This is a genomic window from Peptoniphilus genitalis (assembly GCF_023614525.1).
Taxonomy (GTDB): domain Bacteria; phylum Bacillota; class Clostridia; order Tissierellales; family Peptoniphilaceae; genus Peptoniphilus_A; species Peptoniphilus_A genitalis.
Genome location: NZ_CP097885.1, coordinates 195905 through 211786 on the forward strand (window position 1 = coordinate 195905; position 15882 = coordinate 211786).

The 15882-nt window shown below is 31.5% G+C and carries 11 protein-coding genes; 5 read left to right on the plus strand and 6 right to left on the minus strand.

The genetic code is table 11. The features are described 5' to 3' along the window. Positions 1–26: 26 nt before the first annotated feature. Entirely contained in the window at positions 27–1169 is a 1143-nt protein-coding gene (locus M9426_RS00965; protein WP_250342172.1) for a tRNA(Met) cytidine acetate ligase, read from the plus strand. 53 nt (positions 1170–1222) lie between these two features. Beyond that, positions 1223–1879 carry a hypothetical protein gene (locus M9426_RS00970; protein ID WP_250342173.1) on the plus strand — a complete coding sequence of 219 codons (657 nt, stop codon included), beginning with the start codon at positions 1223–1225 and terminating at the stop codon, positions 1877–1879. 225 nt (positions 1880–2104) lie between these two features. Here the strand turns inward: M9426_RS00970 and M9426_RS00975 are convergent, their stop codons facing one another. The 5 genes from M9426_RS00975 to M9426_RS00995 form a co-directional block, all read right to left on the minus strand. Further along, positions 2105–2857 (minus strand): YfjL-like protein, encoded by a 753-nt coding sequence (locus tag M9426_RS00975; RefSeq protein WP_250342174.1) that lies wholly within the window; start codon positions 2855–2857, stop codon positions 2105–2107. Between the two features lie 99 nt (positions 2858–2956). Further along, positions 2957–6019 (minus strand): type III restriction-modification system endonuclease, encoded by a 3063-nt coding sequence (locus M9426_RS00980; RefSeq protein WP_250342175.1) that lies wholly within the window; start codon positions 6017–6019, stop codon positions 2957–2959. Between the two features lie 8 nt (positions 6020–6027). Further along, complete coding sequence (locus M9426_RS00985) at positions 6028–7944, minus strand: site-specific DNA-methyltransferase (RefSeq protein ID WP_250342176.1); 1917 nt, start codon at positions 7942–7944, stop codon at positions 6028–6030. 10 nt (positions 7945–7954) lie between these two features. Beyond that, on the minus strand, positions 7955–8566 hold the full coding sequence (locus M9426_RS00990; protein WP_250342177.1) for a DUF4391 domain-containing protein: 612 nt from the start codon (positions 8564–8566) through the stop codon (positions 7955–7957). 4 nt (positions 8567–8570) lie between these two features. Continuing rightward, positions 8571–11825 carry a helicase-related protein gene (locus tag M9426_RS00995; protein ID WP_250342618.1) on the minus strand — a complete coding sequence of 1085 codons (3255 nt, stop codon included), beginning with the start codon at positions 11823–11825 and terminating at the stop codon, positions 8571–8573. 563 nt (positions 11826–12388) lie between these two features. Between M9426_RS00995 and M9426_RS01000 the strand changes: the two genes are divergently transcribed. Genes M9426_RS01000 through M9426_RS01010 form a run of 3 tightly spaced genes read left to right on the plus strand, consistent with a single transcriptional unit; the run spans position 12389 to position 14472 of the window. Then, on the plus strand, positions 12389–13801 hold the full coding sequence (locus M9426_RS01000) for a Y-family DNA polymerase (RefSeq protein WP_250342178.1): 1413 nt from the start codon (positions 12389–12391) through the stop codon (positions 13799–13801). Positions 13802–13816: 15 nt separating this feature from the next. Then, positions 13817–14161, plus strand: a complete 345-nt coding sequence (locus M9426_RS01005; RefSeq protein ID WP_250342179.1) for a hypothetical protein — start codon at positions 13817–13819, stop codon at positions 14159–14161. After that, the gene (locus M9426_RS01010) at positions 14158–14472 is read left to right on the plus strand and encodes a DUF5960 family protein (RefSeq protein ID WP_250342180.1); all 315 of its coding nucleotides are present in this window, start codon (positions 14158–14160) and stop codon (positions 14470–14472) included. Before M9426_RS01005 ends, M9426_RS01010 begins: the two co-directional genes overlap by 4 nt. A 158-nt stretch (positions 14473–14630) precedes the next feature. On the opposite strand, the gene M9426_RS01015 is transcribed toward M9426_RS01010, so the two are convergent. Next, complete coding sequence (locus tag M9426_RS01015; protein WP_195444055.1) at positions 14631–15875, minus strand: FprA family A-type flavoprotein; 1245 nt, start codon at positions 15873–15875, stop codon at positions 14631–14633. Positions 15876–15882 lie beyond the last annotated feature (7 nt).

Here is a 15882-nt window from a genome sequence, read left to right on the forward strand (position 1 = left end):
TAGTCAATAATTGGAGATTTAAAAATATGAAAATTGCTTCTATAATAGCCGAGTACAATCCCTTCCACAAGGGACACGCCTATCAAATTAATAAAATAAAAGAGGACTACACAGATTTTATTGTAGTCATTATGTCTGGTAGCTTTGTCCAAAGGGGCGAGCCTGCAATTATTAATAAATACGAAAGAGCAAGGCAGGCTGTAAATAATGGAGCAAGTCTTGTCTTAGAGCTTCCCCTTCCCTATGCAACATCTAACGCAGAAATATTTGCACTTGGAGCTATAAATATTTTAAACTCCATGGGCATAGTCCATAGACTTTACTTTGGCAGCGAAGATGATGTGGAAGTCTTAAGAAGTCTTCAAGAAAAAATTGGCAAAAACTTTGATGAAGCTAAGTTAAAAAAACATTTATCAGAAGGCATGTCCTTTATAAGGTCTCGCCAACTTGCCATGGACTTCTTAGATGAAGAAGAAAAAGAAACTTTAAAAAGACCCAATAACATCTTGGGCCTCGAATATCTTAGGAGTCTTGCAAAATTAAATTCGAGTATAGAGGCTCACTCAATAAAAAGAAAAAATGTTAATCATGATGATGATTTTTCACTTGATGGATTTGCATCAGCATCACACATTAGGAGGCTAGCCTATGAAGGAGAAGATGTCTCTAACTTTTTGCCAGGCTATGACTTAGTAGCGGAAAACAAATTAGAAAATTACTTTGACATCTTCAAATACAAGATGCTTAGTGAAAAAATAAATTTTAATGACTACTTTGACTACGAAAAAGGACTTGAAAATAGGATTCTAGAAAATCTTGACTCAGAAAATTTTCACGACCTCATAGAGAAAGTCCACTCAAAAAGGCACAGCAGGTCTAGGATAAAGAGATTAATCATAGAAATCCTCTTAGACGTAAAAAAAGACCTAATAAAAAATTCTTTTAAGGACCCTTACACAAGAGTCCTTGCTTGCGACGAGAGAGGTCTAGAAATTTTTAAAAAATCAAAAAATATAAATAAAATATATTCCTTCAAATCCTTTTACGACACATCAAGTGGCATAACAAAAGAGATGCTTGATAAGGAAATTTTGGCAAGTGACCTTTACAACATTAAAAACGGAAAAATAAAAACAGACTTCACAAGAGAAGTTTATAAAAAATTATAGTTTTGATTAATTATTAATGAGAATACACTAAATAAATAATGGAGACAATTAAAATGGAAATAGAAGTTTTTAATGAAACTCTTGGAGAAAATCTTGTACCTATCTTAGGACAAGATAGATATTATAATTCCCTTTCAGATTCAGAATGTTTTTATGAAATACCTGAATGGATTAATGACACAGGTTACTACCAAGGGGCAGTTATTAGATTTTATGATTTATTAAATAAGAAAGTCTATACCCCTTTTGAAAAAGAAAAAAATGTAAGCTATTCCTATGCAAAATTTAAAAATAATTTTTTCTATTTTTTAAAATTGGATTTCAACAAAAATCTTGTAGAATTAATAAAATATTTTCCAGAACAAAGCTTAGAAAGTATACACAAAATACCAATAGAGGAAGTGGAATTATATAACTTATCTTTAGAAGATGGATATGAATTTCATATATGTAGCTCTTCCGATAGATTTATTTCCTACTACCCACGTAAATTTAGCATAGAAATGGAGCCAGACCAATCAGTTTTATATGTCGACAAAGATAGACTTTATATAAACCAATGGATCGAAGAAGGCCTAGAAGGAGATACAATAACCAATGACTATAAATACTATGAAAAATTACTTGTCATGGATTTGGATGGAAATCTAATCTCTGAAAGAACAGGAAGTTTATCCCTCTATCCTAATGGAAAATGGTACCTTTCTTAAGTAACTAAACAAATTACAAGTCTCACTAAATAAAAATTCGTATGTGTTCGAACTTTCGCAAGAAATTAATGTAAGTGATCTTTACGACATAAAAATAAAAACAGACTTCACAAGAGAAGTTTATAAAAAATTATAAACTTTTAAAAATCATTTTTTTAATTAAAGGCAAAAAGAAACTCTCATCCTAGAAAATCCTAAATGGAAATCCTAGAATGAGAGTTTTTATTAGTCTTTAGTTTCGCTTATTGACTTTTCATAAATATTTTTAAATTCTTTTATATCCTTATTTCTCAAGACTTCTTGAGGAACATCACTGACGCTAATAGAACCTGCCCAGGACTCAGCTTCCCCATCAGGCTTTTTATTTTCCTCTGGAACTAAAATAATAGAGTATTTAGTGACCTTTAAAGAAGTCTTATCCATAATTTTTTGCAAATCGCAAAGAGCATCAAAACAATCTTCAAGGCTTGGCTTTTTAACATAACCAAAAGCCTGAGCATTTAAATCTTCCTTAAAATTATTAAAATCAAATTTTTGGTCTAGAGTGAGTTTTTCTTCAATATCATCATTAAGAGTAGTTAAAGAAATTTCATATGGAAAGTTATAATTTTCTTGAAGCTTAGACCCATATTCTCTTAGCTCGTCTGATAATCTAATCTCTGTGTTAAATAAAATGTCATCGTAAGTATCTTGCTTTAACTTACCAAAAGAATCAAAACCTAAATAAAACTTAGTGTCCTCACTGTTTTTGTCACGGAGTCTTACGATATAGTAGCCGTTCTTAAAATTATAATAGGCTCTGTCACGAATGAGGTCCAAGTCCTTGTAGTGAGTCTCAATATATTTAGTGGCAGACTTTTCCGCCATAAGTCTTGAAATAGGATTTCCGAAAAAAGCAATATAGAAAAATAGTAAGATCAGAGTACAAAATACTCCAAGCCCAACAAAAAATTTTTTAAAATTAAAACCCTTCTTCATAGTCGCCACCTCCAACCTTTGATTTACTACATTATAGCACAAAAAAATAAATAAACTCGAGCCTAGCCCGAGCTTATAAATTAATTCTTATATCAACTATTAATTTTTAACAATTTCCATAAGTCTTTCATAGGAGTCTACAACATCATATTTTATCAATCCATTACTTATTGCCTTAAAATGTTGTTTTGCACAATCAATTTTTGCCTTTTCCACATTCCTTAATTCCATAGAATTAGCATTACCTTTTGTTTCTGCAACAAAATAAATATGTTTTATATTTTTATTATTAAATACAATAGCCCAATCTGGATTATATTTACCTACAGGAGTAGAAATATAAAATCCAGCAGGTAATTTTACATACATAAACACTTCTTCGCTAATATCCAAGGATTTTGCAAATTCTTTTTCATTTTTTGAATCATAAACTAAATAATCGTAAAGATTCTTCTTTACTTTAATAGCATTTTCATTTAAATTGCCTCTTATGGAATTCACTGTGAAAATATCTGTGTCAAAAGTATCGTCAAGTTTATTATAGGAAATATGTTGAATAATTTCGCTAGCTTTTTGATTATTAATTATTTGTGAAACTTTGGCTATGAATTTCTCAGGATTGTATTTGAACATTTCGAATTTATCTAATCTTATATTTTTTAAAATTTCAATAATTGCCCGTCTAGTCAATCCTGTTTCTTCAACAATCTTTCCAACTAGATCATATTTGACATTAAATTTTACAAAATTTTTTCCATCATTGATAGAAGAACTTTCTTCTCTAAATGCATGTCCTTGTATAAGTTCATCTTTTGAAGAAATATTTTCCATTGAACCTTTTTTAACTTCAAAGTAAATTTTATTAATCATAAGTTTGCTGTTAATTTCATCTACTGAATTTTTTATAATTTCTTTTGTATCAAAATTTACTGTATAAAAAGATTTGCTATTGATTTTTTCCCAAAGATTTTTAAACTCTTTAGAATTAAACTTTTCTTTGTCTACTTCTAAATTAATATTATTTTTTCTTGCATCAACAGGCTTAACTACATCTGGATTGAACAAATTATCAAGTATTTCTTCTATAGAGGAGGAAATATTTTCAATTTTTTCAGAAAATTTTATTTCTCCATTTTTCTTATCATCGTAATATTTATCAGTTATATTTGCATTATCATCTATATAACTTTCACGCAGCAAATTATTATAGATAATTCTTGAAACATCATCATCAATATAAAAAGAATTACCATCATTATCAGTTACTTTTCTTCCATCAAATAATTTTTGTGTAACCTTTTCAGGTCTATCAGCAGAAGCTTCTGCATATTCCTTTTGAATTTTATCAGCAAATTCTTCGTAAGACTCACTTGCTATAACAGTAAGAGTGTTAATTTCTTGGACTTCTTTTCCTAGTTTATCTTCATCCATTCTAATTCCAGAATCATTTACACAAAGCCTCATGCCACGACCAATTTCTTGACGTTTTCTATCCTTAGCATTTGATTGTTTTAATGTACATATTTGAAAAACATTAGGATTATCCCAACCTTCTCTCAAAGCTGAATGAGAGAAAATAAATCTTACTGGCGAAATACTTGGATCTCTATTCAATAAAAGTTCCTTGTTTTTCATAATAAGCTCATATGCAGACACATCACTGGAATTTTCCTTCTCAGTTTTATTATCTTTGATTGCATCTACAAATTTTCCCTTCTTATCTATAGAAAAGTATCCTGCATGGGTTTTTTCTGTTTTGATATTAGACAGATAATCAGCATATTCATCTTCTCCAAATTTGAATTGTAAGTTTTCTATAATATCCTTATATTCTTCCTCGAAAATTTTGGCGTAATCTCCATCAATAGGATTATTACTTTCATCATACTGTTTATATTTTTTAACTTGATCAATAAAGAATAGAGAAAGAACCTTTATACCTCTGTAGAACAATTCTCTTTCTTTATTAATGTGCGAAAGAATAGTTTCTCTTATTTGAATTCTTCTTACAATATCTTCTGAGAGATCTCCGATAACTTCACCACGATTAATTTTTATTCCATTTAAAAACTCAATCGTACCATCTCTTCCATCTATTGTTTTTACAGTAAATCCTTGTCTATACTCTTCAAGATAATTCGACTTTGCAAAAAGATTGTCTCCTTCATTTACTTTTATAACTTTCTTTTTTACTCCAGATTTATTTTTATAATCAATCTGAACAAAAGCATCTGGAGCCCTATTAGACAGTCTTATCTCCTGCAAATATAGATATGAATCAGAAGCCTCTTCTCCTACTTTTTTTACACCCTTAACTTCAATTTTTTTAACAAGTTTTTTGTTATAAGCATCAATAGCATCAAGTCTGTAAATTAAATTATACTTATCTTTATGTGTTGCAGAATACCTCAGAATAAACAAAGGGTTGAATTCTTTTATTCCTTCTTTAGTTTTTTTGCCTTCCACAGACTGAGGTTCATCAATAATTAAAATTGGATTTGTCTTAGCTATAACCTCAAGAGGAACTCTAGAGTTAAAATATTCAGATTCAGATCTAATTTTTCTAACATCTTGACCAGTTGCACTGAAAGCTTGAGAGTTAATAATCATCACAGATATAAAGGTGCTCCTGGCATAATTTGCTATTTCTGATAAATTTTTAGAATTGTAAATAAAATAATTAATTTTCTTATTATACTCACTATAAAAATGGTCTTCAGTCATTTGAAAAGATTTATAAACACCTTCACGAATAGCAATGGATGGAACAACTATAATAAACTTGGTCCATCCATAAGCTTTATTTAGCTCATACATTGTCTTAATGTATGTATAAGTTTTACCAACTCCAGTTTCCATTTCAATATTTAAGTTATACTTGCCAATTAACTTATCTGATTCTTTTATATCATTTTCTCTTTGAACTCGCCTAATATTTTCTAATATCTTTTTGTTATCCATATAATGCTCAAGTTCATAATTTCTAAAAGCTATATAGGGATCTATTTTATCTGCAACTTCCTCTGGACTTACCTGCTTTTTATCTAAGTTGATATCTAGCAAAAATTGTAATCCATTTTTGTAAGGTTGACCATTGAAAACTTCAACTACAGATTTAGCTGCATCTTCTTGAAACTTTTGATTTTTAAACTGTATTTTCATGAAATCACCTACATTATTTTAATAGAAGTATCAGGTGACAACTCTTTAAATATTTCTTCAACATTTATCTTATCAGCAGAAGTCTTAAAAGATGAGTCCCTGAAAACAACAATTTCTGCTTCTTTTTTCGCTATTTCTTTCACTATTTCTTCATCAATATTATCTTCAAAACAAGCAACAAGGGCTCCCTTGTCGTAATTGTGAATCTTTTTACCATGAATTTCTTCTAACTCATAACTTTTAGTAAGTGGCAATCCCCACTCCAATAGGCAAGCAAATAGAAGGTCAAGATCACTTCTGTCTTCTTTTATATTAGATACCATTTCATCCAAAAATCCTTGATTATATTCATCTGGCTTATAATAAACATCCTTCATGTTTGTAGAATCTACCTTAAAAACCCTAAATCCTACATCAAGATTTTGAATACCATCTTTGTCTTTATTGTCTTCTAAGATTTTATCTCCAGCTCGCCTAATTCTTTCCTTTCCAATTTCACATATATTTTTGTATCCAGCCTTGTACGTTTCTGATTCTTCATCAGTTTCTTCAGGTAGTTGCACCATAATAAATTTCCTATCGCCACCGTCTTCGGCATTAAGTTGCATAACAGCATGAGCAGTCGTGCCAGAACCAGAGAAGAAATCTAACACTATTTCATCCCCTGTAGAAATAAATCCTACAAGATATTTCAATAAACTTGTTGGTTTTGGATAATCAAATACACCTGAAATACTAAATAACTCATCTAATGATGAACCTGCGTATTCTGTTGTTTGAACATTTTCTCTTTTATCTATGAGATTTGGTGGAACTTCAGGATCATATTCTTTTTTCTCATATGACGGTGAAAATGCTTTTGACTTTATTGATATTTTTGTTCCATTTTTTATTTGATCTAATAAATAATCTTGACTCCACTTAAATTTACCAATTAAGATTACATCCGTTATAAATTTATTATCTCTTACTATTGCATCTTCTAATAATGTAATATCATACTTTTTAGTTTTATATAATCCTTTTTTATATAATCCATCTTCTAAATTAGTCTCTATAACATTTTTTGGGAATGTTAATCTATTTATACTATTTGTTTGATTTAGTAATCCATTGTTACTTTTGCTAGATTTCTTTAATCCTTTATATTTAGAATTATTTTTATTCTTTTCATAACATAATATATATTCTATATTTTTCTTTATTTTTTTTGATAGGTTTGCTGGAGTTGCACTTTTAAACCAATTCCATGTCCCTATAAAATTACTAGCTCCAAAAATTTCATCGCAAACTTTTTTTAAGTTGGCTTGTTCATTATCATCAATAGAAATAAAAATAACCCCATCCTCAGACAATAAATTCCTCGCAAGCATTAATCTTGGGTAAATCATTGAACACCAATCAGAGTGAAATCTACCATTTGTTTCAGTATTTTTGAAAAACCTATTTCCATACTCATCTACTTGGTCAGTATCTTCTACATATTCGTCTCTATACTCTTTAAAATCGTCTTCATAAATAAAATCACTTCCTGTATTGTAAGGTGGATCTATGTAAATCATCTTAACCTTCCCAAGGTAAGATTCTTGAAGCAATTTTAGTGCATCTAGATTATCTCCTTCTATATATAAATTTTCTGTTATATCCCAATTCTTACTTTCTTCTTTACAAGGTCTTAGTGTCTTTTTTATGGGTCTATTGGCTTCAAGTATGGACTCATTTTTACCTGGCCAAGTAAATTCATACCTTTCTATTCCTTCAGCGAGATTACCAGACAAAATTTGCTTTAAAGCCTCAAAGTCGATAGCCTTACTTAAATTTCCATCTTTATCTTTAATTTCTGTAATACATGAAGGAAAAATTTCTTCAATTTTTTTTATATTTTCTGTCTTTATATCTTTTGATTCAAAATTCATTTTTTCCATTTTAGCTCCCTTATAACTTTTCTAATTCATCTTTTAATTTTAAAATCTGGTCTCTTATTTCAAACTTTTTATTTATTTGCTTTTCATTTCTCTTTCTACTATTTAATCTTTGAATTTCTTTTTCTAATTTTGCCCTTCTATCATCTATCTCTATTTGTTCTTCCAGGGTCTTTCCATCTTCTAGGTCTATGTCCCCAACCTTTATTATTAAATTTTCCCAGACGCTTAGTAGGTCTAGACCCTGTAGGCTTAAATCAATTTGGTCCTCTTTCTTCCATGGGCTTGTGATTAATTTGTCCTTGTAGACTGCCAACTTATATTCATCTTCAAAGTTTAGAATATAAAGTATATTTTGCCCAAAAAGTTTTGTTATTAGGACTATATTAGAGTCTGTGTAGTCCCTGGTTTTAAGTTCAATTTTTATTACAAAGATTGATGATATTTCTTGGGTCTTGGGAAGCTTAATAGTTTTTTCCGAGATTTCATTTATGATAATTATTCTTCCAATCTCTCTATCAAATTTTTCCTTTTTCTTTCCTTTTAATTCATCCCTATACTTGTCAAATATTTTGTTTTTGAATATTATCTTTTTTATATTTGTGGTTTTTGGTAATTTAAACATTGTCTTAATCCTTTACGACTAGAAAACTTATTAATTCAAAGTCATCTAAGCCTTCAATCTTTTCGTCAAAGAAGCTCATTTCCTTGCCAGATAAAAAGCTGTCTATTTCATCTTCGTCTTTGACTTCTATTATTGACCCGATTGTTTCTTCTAAGAGGGCAGAATACTCTGACATATCCTTTCCATTTCTCGTTTCTTTGTTGAATTGTTTGCAGAGTTCTCTATCTGCTTCTGTTTTATCCTTACAAAGTAATCTAAAGGCATCAAGGATGGACTTTGCCTGCAAGTGATTTATTAGGACTTGCCCTTCATTAGATATATAGACCATATAGAAGGGGTGAAGTCTATTTTGGTTGTTTATATTTACACTTGACTTTATATTTTTAAGAACAAAGATTACTCCTGGATCAAGTCCTTCTCTTGATCCAACTACCGCATTCATTCCCCTAGGTGCTTCTTCTATCTCTGGATGGTTTTTTACATAGTTTAAGAGGTCTAGTCTAAATTCATTTAGTCCTAGGTCCATTATGTTTACTCCAGTATTCATGTCCTCTAAGTCCACTACTTCTTCTTGAAGTTTTTTCAGCTGCTTCTTTCTATATTCTAGCTCTACTTCTTCCTCTGGTGTAAGCACATTGTCATCGCCTGTAGAACTTAGATTGACAGCCTTCATCCTTCCCTCTACTCTTCCCTTTAGGTTGATGTATTCATCTAGGTCTACATCGGGCCAAAAATTAACTAATTGGATTTCACTGTTTTTGGAGCCAATTCTATCGATTCTTCCAAACCTTTGAATTATCCTAACTGGATTCCAGTGTATATCGTAATTTATTAAGTAGTCGCAGTCCTGAAGGTTTTGTCCTTCTGATATACAGTCTGTGGCTATTAAGATATCAATTTCTTCTTTTCGATTTGGGAATATAAGATCTTTTCCCTTTGATATTGGTGAAAATAGAGTGAGGACTGTATTTAAGTCTGTTTTAGTTGATTTTAATGTAGTCTTTCCATCTGTAGTTCCTGTAATAAGGGCTGTCTCTAGTTGATATTTATCCTTAACATATTTTGATACATTTTCATAAAGATAGTCTGCTGTATCTGCGAAGGCTGTGAAAATTAGTATCTTTTTATTACCAGGATTTATTAGATTTTTTTGTTTATGATCTATAAGTTCATAAAGAGTTTGTAACTTTATGTCGTGCTTTGGTCTTATATCGTCAACCAAGGATATTAAAAGGTCTAAGTATTCTTTGTCCCTAGCTAGAGCATATCTCCAGGATATATAGTCCATGTCTTCAATGTCTATTTGAACTTTTCGCCCTATTACAAATCTATCATCGTCCATGTCGTCTCCGTCAAGATCCATGTCTGAAAAATCTTCCAAGGCTAGAGTTGCATTCATCTTATTTTTCTCAAAGTTGTCAATTTTATTAATTGTCTCGGTTATTAGTTCGTTTATTCTTTTTAAGGTTAGGTTAAAGGAATGGACTGAGCTTTCTAACCTCTTCATTAGGTTTATAGCCATGAGCCTTCTAATTCCCTTTTCACGTCCTGATTGCGTTAGTCCTCCGCGAACGTGCTTTGCGTCGTACTTATCTGTGTACTTAAAAATCTTGCTATCTTGTATAAAGTCTGATGGAGTATAGATTGCAAGATTTAATGATCTTAATACCTCAGCAATATCTTTATAATTTACTGTTGTCTTTAAATCTGTTAGGCCTGGTCTTTTTGATATTGGTATTCTTCTCTTTGGAAAGCTTCCTATATCCTTGGTGTCATAGTATTTTTGAATATGCTTTCTTGATCTTGCTATTGTGACACTGTCAAGTAGTTCAAAAAAGTCATATTCCAGAGAGTTTAATAGTCTATCTGTTGTCCTCTCCTCTGGATTTAGTTTGCTCCAGTTATTGAAGGCTCTTTGTGACTGTCTAAATATGTCCTCTATATTCTTGCTTGTTTTTAATTTGTCATTTAATAGACTACTATCTCCTTCATAGGATAGGGCTAGTTGGTTTTTTAAGTCGTTAAACCTATTATTTACTGGTGTTGCAGATAGCATTAATACTTTTGTCTTAACTCCTCTTCTTATTACCTTATTGAGAAGTTTTGCATACCTGTTTTCTTTTTCATTGTCTTCAGATATATTTCCACCATTTCTAAAGTTGTGGGACTCGTCTATTACAACTAAGTCATAATTTCCCCAGTTTATCCTATCTAGGTCTATTCCGTTGGAATATCCTCCATCTCTATTTAAGTCTGTGTGGAATAATACATCATACCTCATCCTATCTTCAGCTATGGGATTGTTGATGTAGTTTCCCTTGTATGTATTCCAGTTTTCTGATAGTTTTTTTGGACATAGAACTAGGACTGTTTTATTTCTATTTTCATAATATTTCATTACAGCAAGGGCTGTAAAGGTTTTACCAAGTCCTACTGAGTCAGCCAAGATACATCCATTATATTTTTCCAACTTGTTTATAATTGCCAAGGCTGCATCTGCTTGAAAGTTAAACAACATATTCCAAATTTTGCTATCTTTAAATCCTGTAGCTTCATTTGGTAGTTCATCCTCTGATACATCTTCTAAAAATTCACTAAAAATATTGTACAAGGTCACAAAATATAAATATTCTGGTGAGTTCTCATTGTACACATTTGTTATACTTTCAATTATTTGATCTGTTACATCTTCCAATTTATCTTCATTGTTCCAAAATTCGTCAAATACTCTCAGGTATTCTTCGCTATAGGGCCTTGATGTTTTTTGGATTATAAAGTAAGCATTATTTCCCCTTTCACAACCTAGGTCTACTGTTGTAAAGTTTCGTATTGGAGCATAACTCTTATTGTTTACGTTTATAAATCCCATCATTTCTTCGTTTGATATATTTGATTTAAAGCAAACTTTTTCTCTTATCCATTGGGCACATTCCCTTGCGATGGCTTTTTGTTTCATTTCATTCCTAAGTTTTACTTCAAACTCTGTACCATATAAGCTTCTTTCTCTTTCTTTTCTAAAAATATCGAATTGTTTCTTTTCTTTTTTCTCTTTTGATTTTATAAAAGTTGGAGAAGTAAAGATAAATCTCAGCTCATCTATTTCTTTTAATTCTTTTTTTAATTCTTCAAAGGCATATATTGAAAAACTAGCTGCTGCTATTGAAATTTTTGTGGATTTTTTTATTTCTAATTGCAAATCATCTTTTAATCTATTGTTTACATTGTCAATTAGTTTTACTTGTTGTTCCAAAACATCCACCTCTCTAAAATATATAATTAATTTAAAAAGTTTTGAATTAATTATATCATAGCTTGAAAGCAAAATTTCCTTTTTATAACTTTTCTAATCTTTAAATGTTAATTAAACATTACTTTATATTTTATATTCTTTTGCATAGTATTTTTTAATTATATTTTCTTAGATACACTAACTCATTATTTTAATTTGTATTAGTCTTTTACATTTTAAGATTATTTCTTTGTAGTTAGTTTATACGACTTTGTTAACTTTCATAACTTAAGTAATTTTTATAAGCTCATAAATATCTACAAGCTTATGGATCTTTATAACTTTTTCAACTTCTACAAAATTATCAACTTTTATAACTTTTTAAATTTTTACAAACTCGTCAACCTTTATAACTTTTTGAATTTCTATAACTTCATAAATCTTTAGAACTTCATTAATCTTTATGACTTCACAATTTTTGGAACTTGTGTTTTTAGGTCAAATGTTCTAAAATATACTTAATAAAAACTATTGTTTAAATATGTATTCGTTGTTGTTTAATATATTTTACTAGTTTGCCCTAGAGGTGGCTTATGACTTTTATTGATTATTCTTTGGAACCTAAATCTGATATTGCTTTTGTGGACATCAAGTCTTTTTATGCCAGTGTTGAGTGCGTCAAGAGGAACTTGGACCCTCTCTCCACTTGTCTTTGTGTTATGAGTAGGTCTAGTAATTCTAATGGTCTCATCCTTGCGAGCTCTCCTACCTTTAAACGTGTCTATGGTAAGAGTAATGTTGGCAGGGCTGGCGAGCTTCCCTTTGATATTGACACTAGGAAGTTTAGTTTTGAGAAGGCGAGGAGACAAAATATTGAGATTACGAAGTCTTATATTGATTTTATTGAGAAATGGGCGGAGAAAACTTTTATTGTCCCTCCAAGGATGGCTCTCTACATTGAGGAGAACTTAAAGGTTCAAAAAGTTTTCCAAAATTATGCTCCCAGGGAGGACATCCTTCCCTACTCTATTGATGAGGGTTTTATTGATCTCACTAATTCTCTCAATTATTTTGTTCCTGACAAAAATGTTTCAAGGCGTGACAAGTTGGACCTTGTCTCTTCTATGATTCAGAGGGAGATTTGGGAGACTGCTGGTCTTTATTCTACTGTGGGCATGAGCAATGCCAACCCTCTTCTTGCTAAGCTTGCTCTTGATAATGAGGCCAAGAAGACTAGGACTATGCGCGCCAACTGGTCCTATGAGGATGTGGAGTCCAAGGTCTGGGCTATTGATGACTTAAAGGACTTTTGGGGGATTGGGTCTAGGCTCAAGAGGAGGCTCAATGCTATGTCAATTTATACTGTTCGTGATCTTGCAAATTATGACCCCGATGTCTTGAAAAAGATTTTTGGTGTAATTGGGCTTCAGCTTTGGTTTCACGCCAATGGTGTCGATGAATCTAAGGTATCTAGACCCTACAAGGCAAAATCCAAGGGTCTTGGCAACTCTCAAGTCCTCCCTCGTGATTACAAGTCCCAAGAGGAAATTGAAATTGTCTTATCTGAGATTGCCGAGCAGGTTGCTGTTAGGATTAGGCGTATTAGGAAGAAGGCTTCTGTTATCGCTGTTTACGTTGGCTTTTCTCACACAGAGAATAAGAGGTCTATTAATGCTAGACGAACTATTAGGCCTAGTCAATCTACTAGGGTCTTGCAGGAGGAAGTTCTAAAACTTTTTAGAGAAAAATATGAGGGTGGTGCTGTGAGAAATCTCGGTGTTACTTATGACAATTTGGTAGACCAGTCTTCTACTGTTTTCGATTTTTTTGATGATGTGAGGGCAATTGAGAAAGAAGAAAATCTCGACCACGCAATTGATGAAATCAGAGACAGGTTTGGCTTCACTTCTCTACAGAGGGCAACTTCTCTCATGGAAGGGTCCAGGGTTATTGAAAGAAGCAAGTTAATTGGTGGTCACTGCGGTGGCATGGATGGTTTAGAGTGATTTAGGAGGTGCCCTATGGTTGATAGGTCTTATTTGCCCTTTAAGTCTGCTAGAGAATACATAGACAGGGGGATGGCAAAGTGGATGGGGTTTTTTATCTCGGAACACACTTCTGCCCTCTCCCACATGGGTGACTTCATAGATTTTTCTTCTCAGATGTCTAATGAGGAGATTGTCCTTTTGATTAGTCAGGTTTATGTAAATAGTCTCGAGGTTTTGGTCTTTACAAGTTACAGGCAAAATCCTTACCTTGGGATAATCAAGGAAATTTTTGATGGAAGTATTTATTTAAGTGGAGAAGAACCCCTCAATATTGTTTTTGAGGATATTATTAAAATTGTTTTGGCGGAGGACCTATGAAGAACTTAGAAAAGAATTCTATTCAATTTGATTATTTTTCTATTAACTACAAAAATTTTGAGGAAACTTTTTATGAGTTTTCAAATATCAATGTTCCCTTGATTTTTTTGACTGAGGACCTTCTTCTCCACATGTTTGCTACAGGTCACTCTTACTTCCTTCTCAAGGCTATAAATTCTGCAGATGAAAGGGATCATTATTTTATTTTTAAAAAAGTTACAAGTTCAGAAAATAATTTTATCAGCCAGTTTGAATACTTGGGTCAAGTTTCTCCTCTTTGCTTTAAAGCTATCTTTTATAAGAGCAAGTGAGTATTCAGCCTAGGCTGATTTTTTATTTTTTTATTTCTATTTCTTATCTATTCTTTATCTTTCAAAAACTTCACTTCAAAAATTCCACAAAAAAAGAAGCTATATCAAGCGATATAGCCTCTCCTTTTATTTTTAAAACAAATATACTTTCAAGCTTATTATTTAGCTGATTTTTCTTTAATTTCTCTAATCTTTTCCATAGATTCGATAATAGAACCTGCAAGAGCTTCCATGTCGTTTTCGTTAGCTTCGTTTAGAGATGTATTGATTGTAACTCTTTCTGGAAGAACATCAAATAGTTTTAGATTTTCATCTATATAGTTTTCAATCTTATCGCCAACTGTACAAGCCCAAGTACCATTTTCAATGATACCAACTGTTCTGTTTTGAACGTTTAGTGCTTCTAGATCGTGTAGGAAGTTTTTCATCTTAGGATAGATTCCTAAATTGTAAGTTACAGATGCAATAACAAGGTGAGAGTATTGGAATGTTTTTGCTATTAGGTAGGATATATCTGTCTTAGAAACATCATATACTTCTACTTTTTTAACTCCTCTTTCAACTAGGCTGTTTGCAAAACCTTGTGCAGCTCTTTCTGTATTTCCATACATTGATGCATAAACTATTAGCACGCCTTCTTCTTCTGGTTCATATCTTGACCATTTGTCATACTTGTCTAGGATAAATCCAAAGTTATCTCTCCAAACAAGTCCGTGAAGTGGACAAATATATTTAACTTGTGGAAGAAGTGGTGCAGCTTTTTTAAGAACGTCTTGGATAAATGGTCCATATTTGCCTACGATGTTAGTAAGATATCTTCTAGCTTCATCAAGCCAATCTCTTTCCCAATCAACTTCATCTGCAAATAATTTACCATCCATAGACTTAAAGGAACCAAATCCGTCTGCTGAGAATAATACTCCATCTGTTACATCAAGAGACATAATAACTTCTGGCCAGTGAACCATTGGAGCTTCAATGAAAGCAAATGTATGCTTACCAAAGGAAATTGTATCTCCTTCTTCAACTATTATTAGTTGATTTTCTGGAATATGATATCCCATTTGTCTCATAAATTGGAAACCTTGTTCACTTGATATAATTCTAATATCAGGCCATCTTATACATATTTCTTCAATAGCTCCACAGTGGTCAGGTTCCATGTGGTGGATTAGCATATAATCAAGGCTACGTCCATCTAATATATTTTCAATGCTTTGTATATAATCTCTTGCAATTGACCAATCGACTGAATCTACAAGAACTGTCTTTTCGTCCATCAAAAGGTATGAATTGTAAGAAACTCCATCTGGAATAGGGAACATATTTTCAAAAAGTTCAAGTCTTTTATCATTTCCCCCTACAAAATATAAATCATCTGTTATTTTTCTATTATTTAACATTTAAAGA

Bases quoted from the DNA above. Each gene is read 5' to 3' on its own strand.
- M9426_RS00975 (WP_250342174.1), bottom strand. From the start codon at position 2,857: ATGAAGAAGGGTTTTAATTTTAAAAAATTTTTTGTTGGGCTTGGAGTA.
- M9426_RS00965 (WP_250342172.1), top strand. From the start codon at position 27: ATGAAAATTGCTTCTATAATAGCCGAGTACAATCCCTTCCACAAGGGA.
- M9426_RS00990 (WP_250342177.1), bottom strand. From the start codon at position 8,566: ATGTTTAAATTACCAAAAACCACAAATATAAAAAAGATAATATTCAAA.
- M9426_RS01005 (WP_250342179.1), top strand. From the start codon at position 13,817: ATGGTTGATAGGTCTTATTTGCCCTTTAAGTCTGCTAGAGAATACATA.
- M9426_RS01015 (WP_195444055.1), bottom strand. From the start codon at position 15,875: ATGTTAAATAATAGAAAAATAACAGATGATTTATATTTTGTAGGGGGA.
- M9426_RS00985 (WP_250342176.1), bottom strand. From the start codon at position 7,944: ATGGAAAAAATGAATTTTGAATCAAAAGATATAAAGACAGAAAATATA.
- M9426_RS00970 (WP_250342173.1), top strand. From the start codon at position 1,223: ATGGAAATAGAAGTTTTTAATGAAACTCTTGGAGAAAATCTTGTACCT.
- M9426_RS01000 (WP_250342178.1), top strand. From the start codon at position 12,389: ATGACTTTTATTGATTATTCTTTGGAACCTAAATCTGATATTGCTTTT.
- M9426_RS01010 (WP_250342180.1), top strand. From the start codon at position 14,158: ATGAAGAACTTAGAAAAGAATTCTATTCAATTTGATTATTTTTCTATT.
- M9426_RS00980 (WP_250342175.1), bottom strand. From the start codon at position 6,019: ATGAAAATACAGTTTAAAAATCAAAAGTTTCAAGAAGATGCAGCTAAA.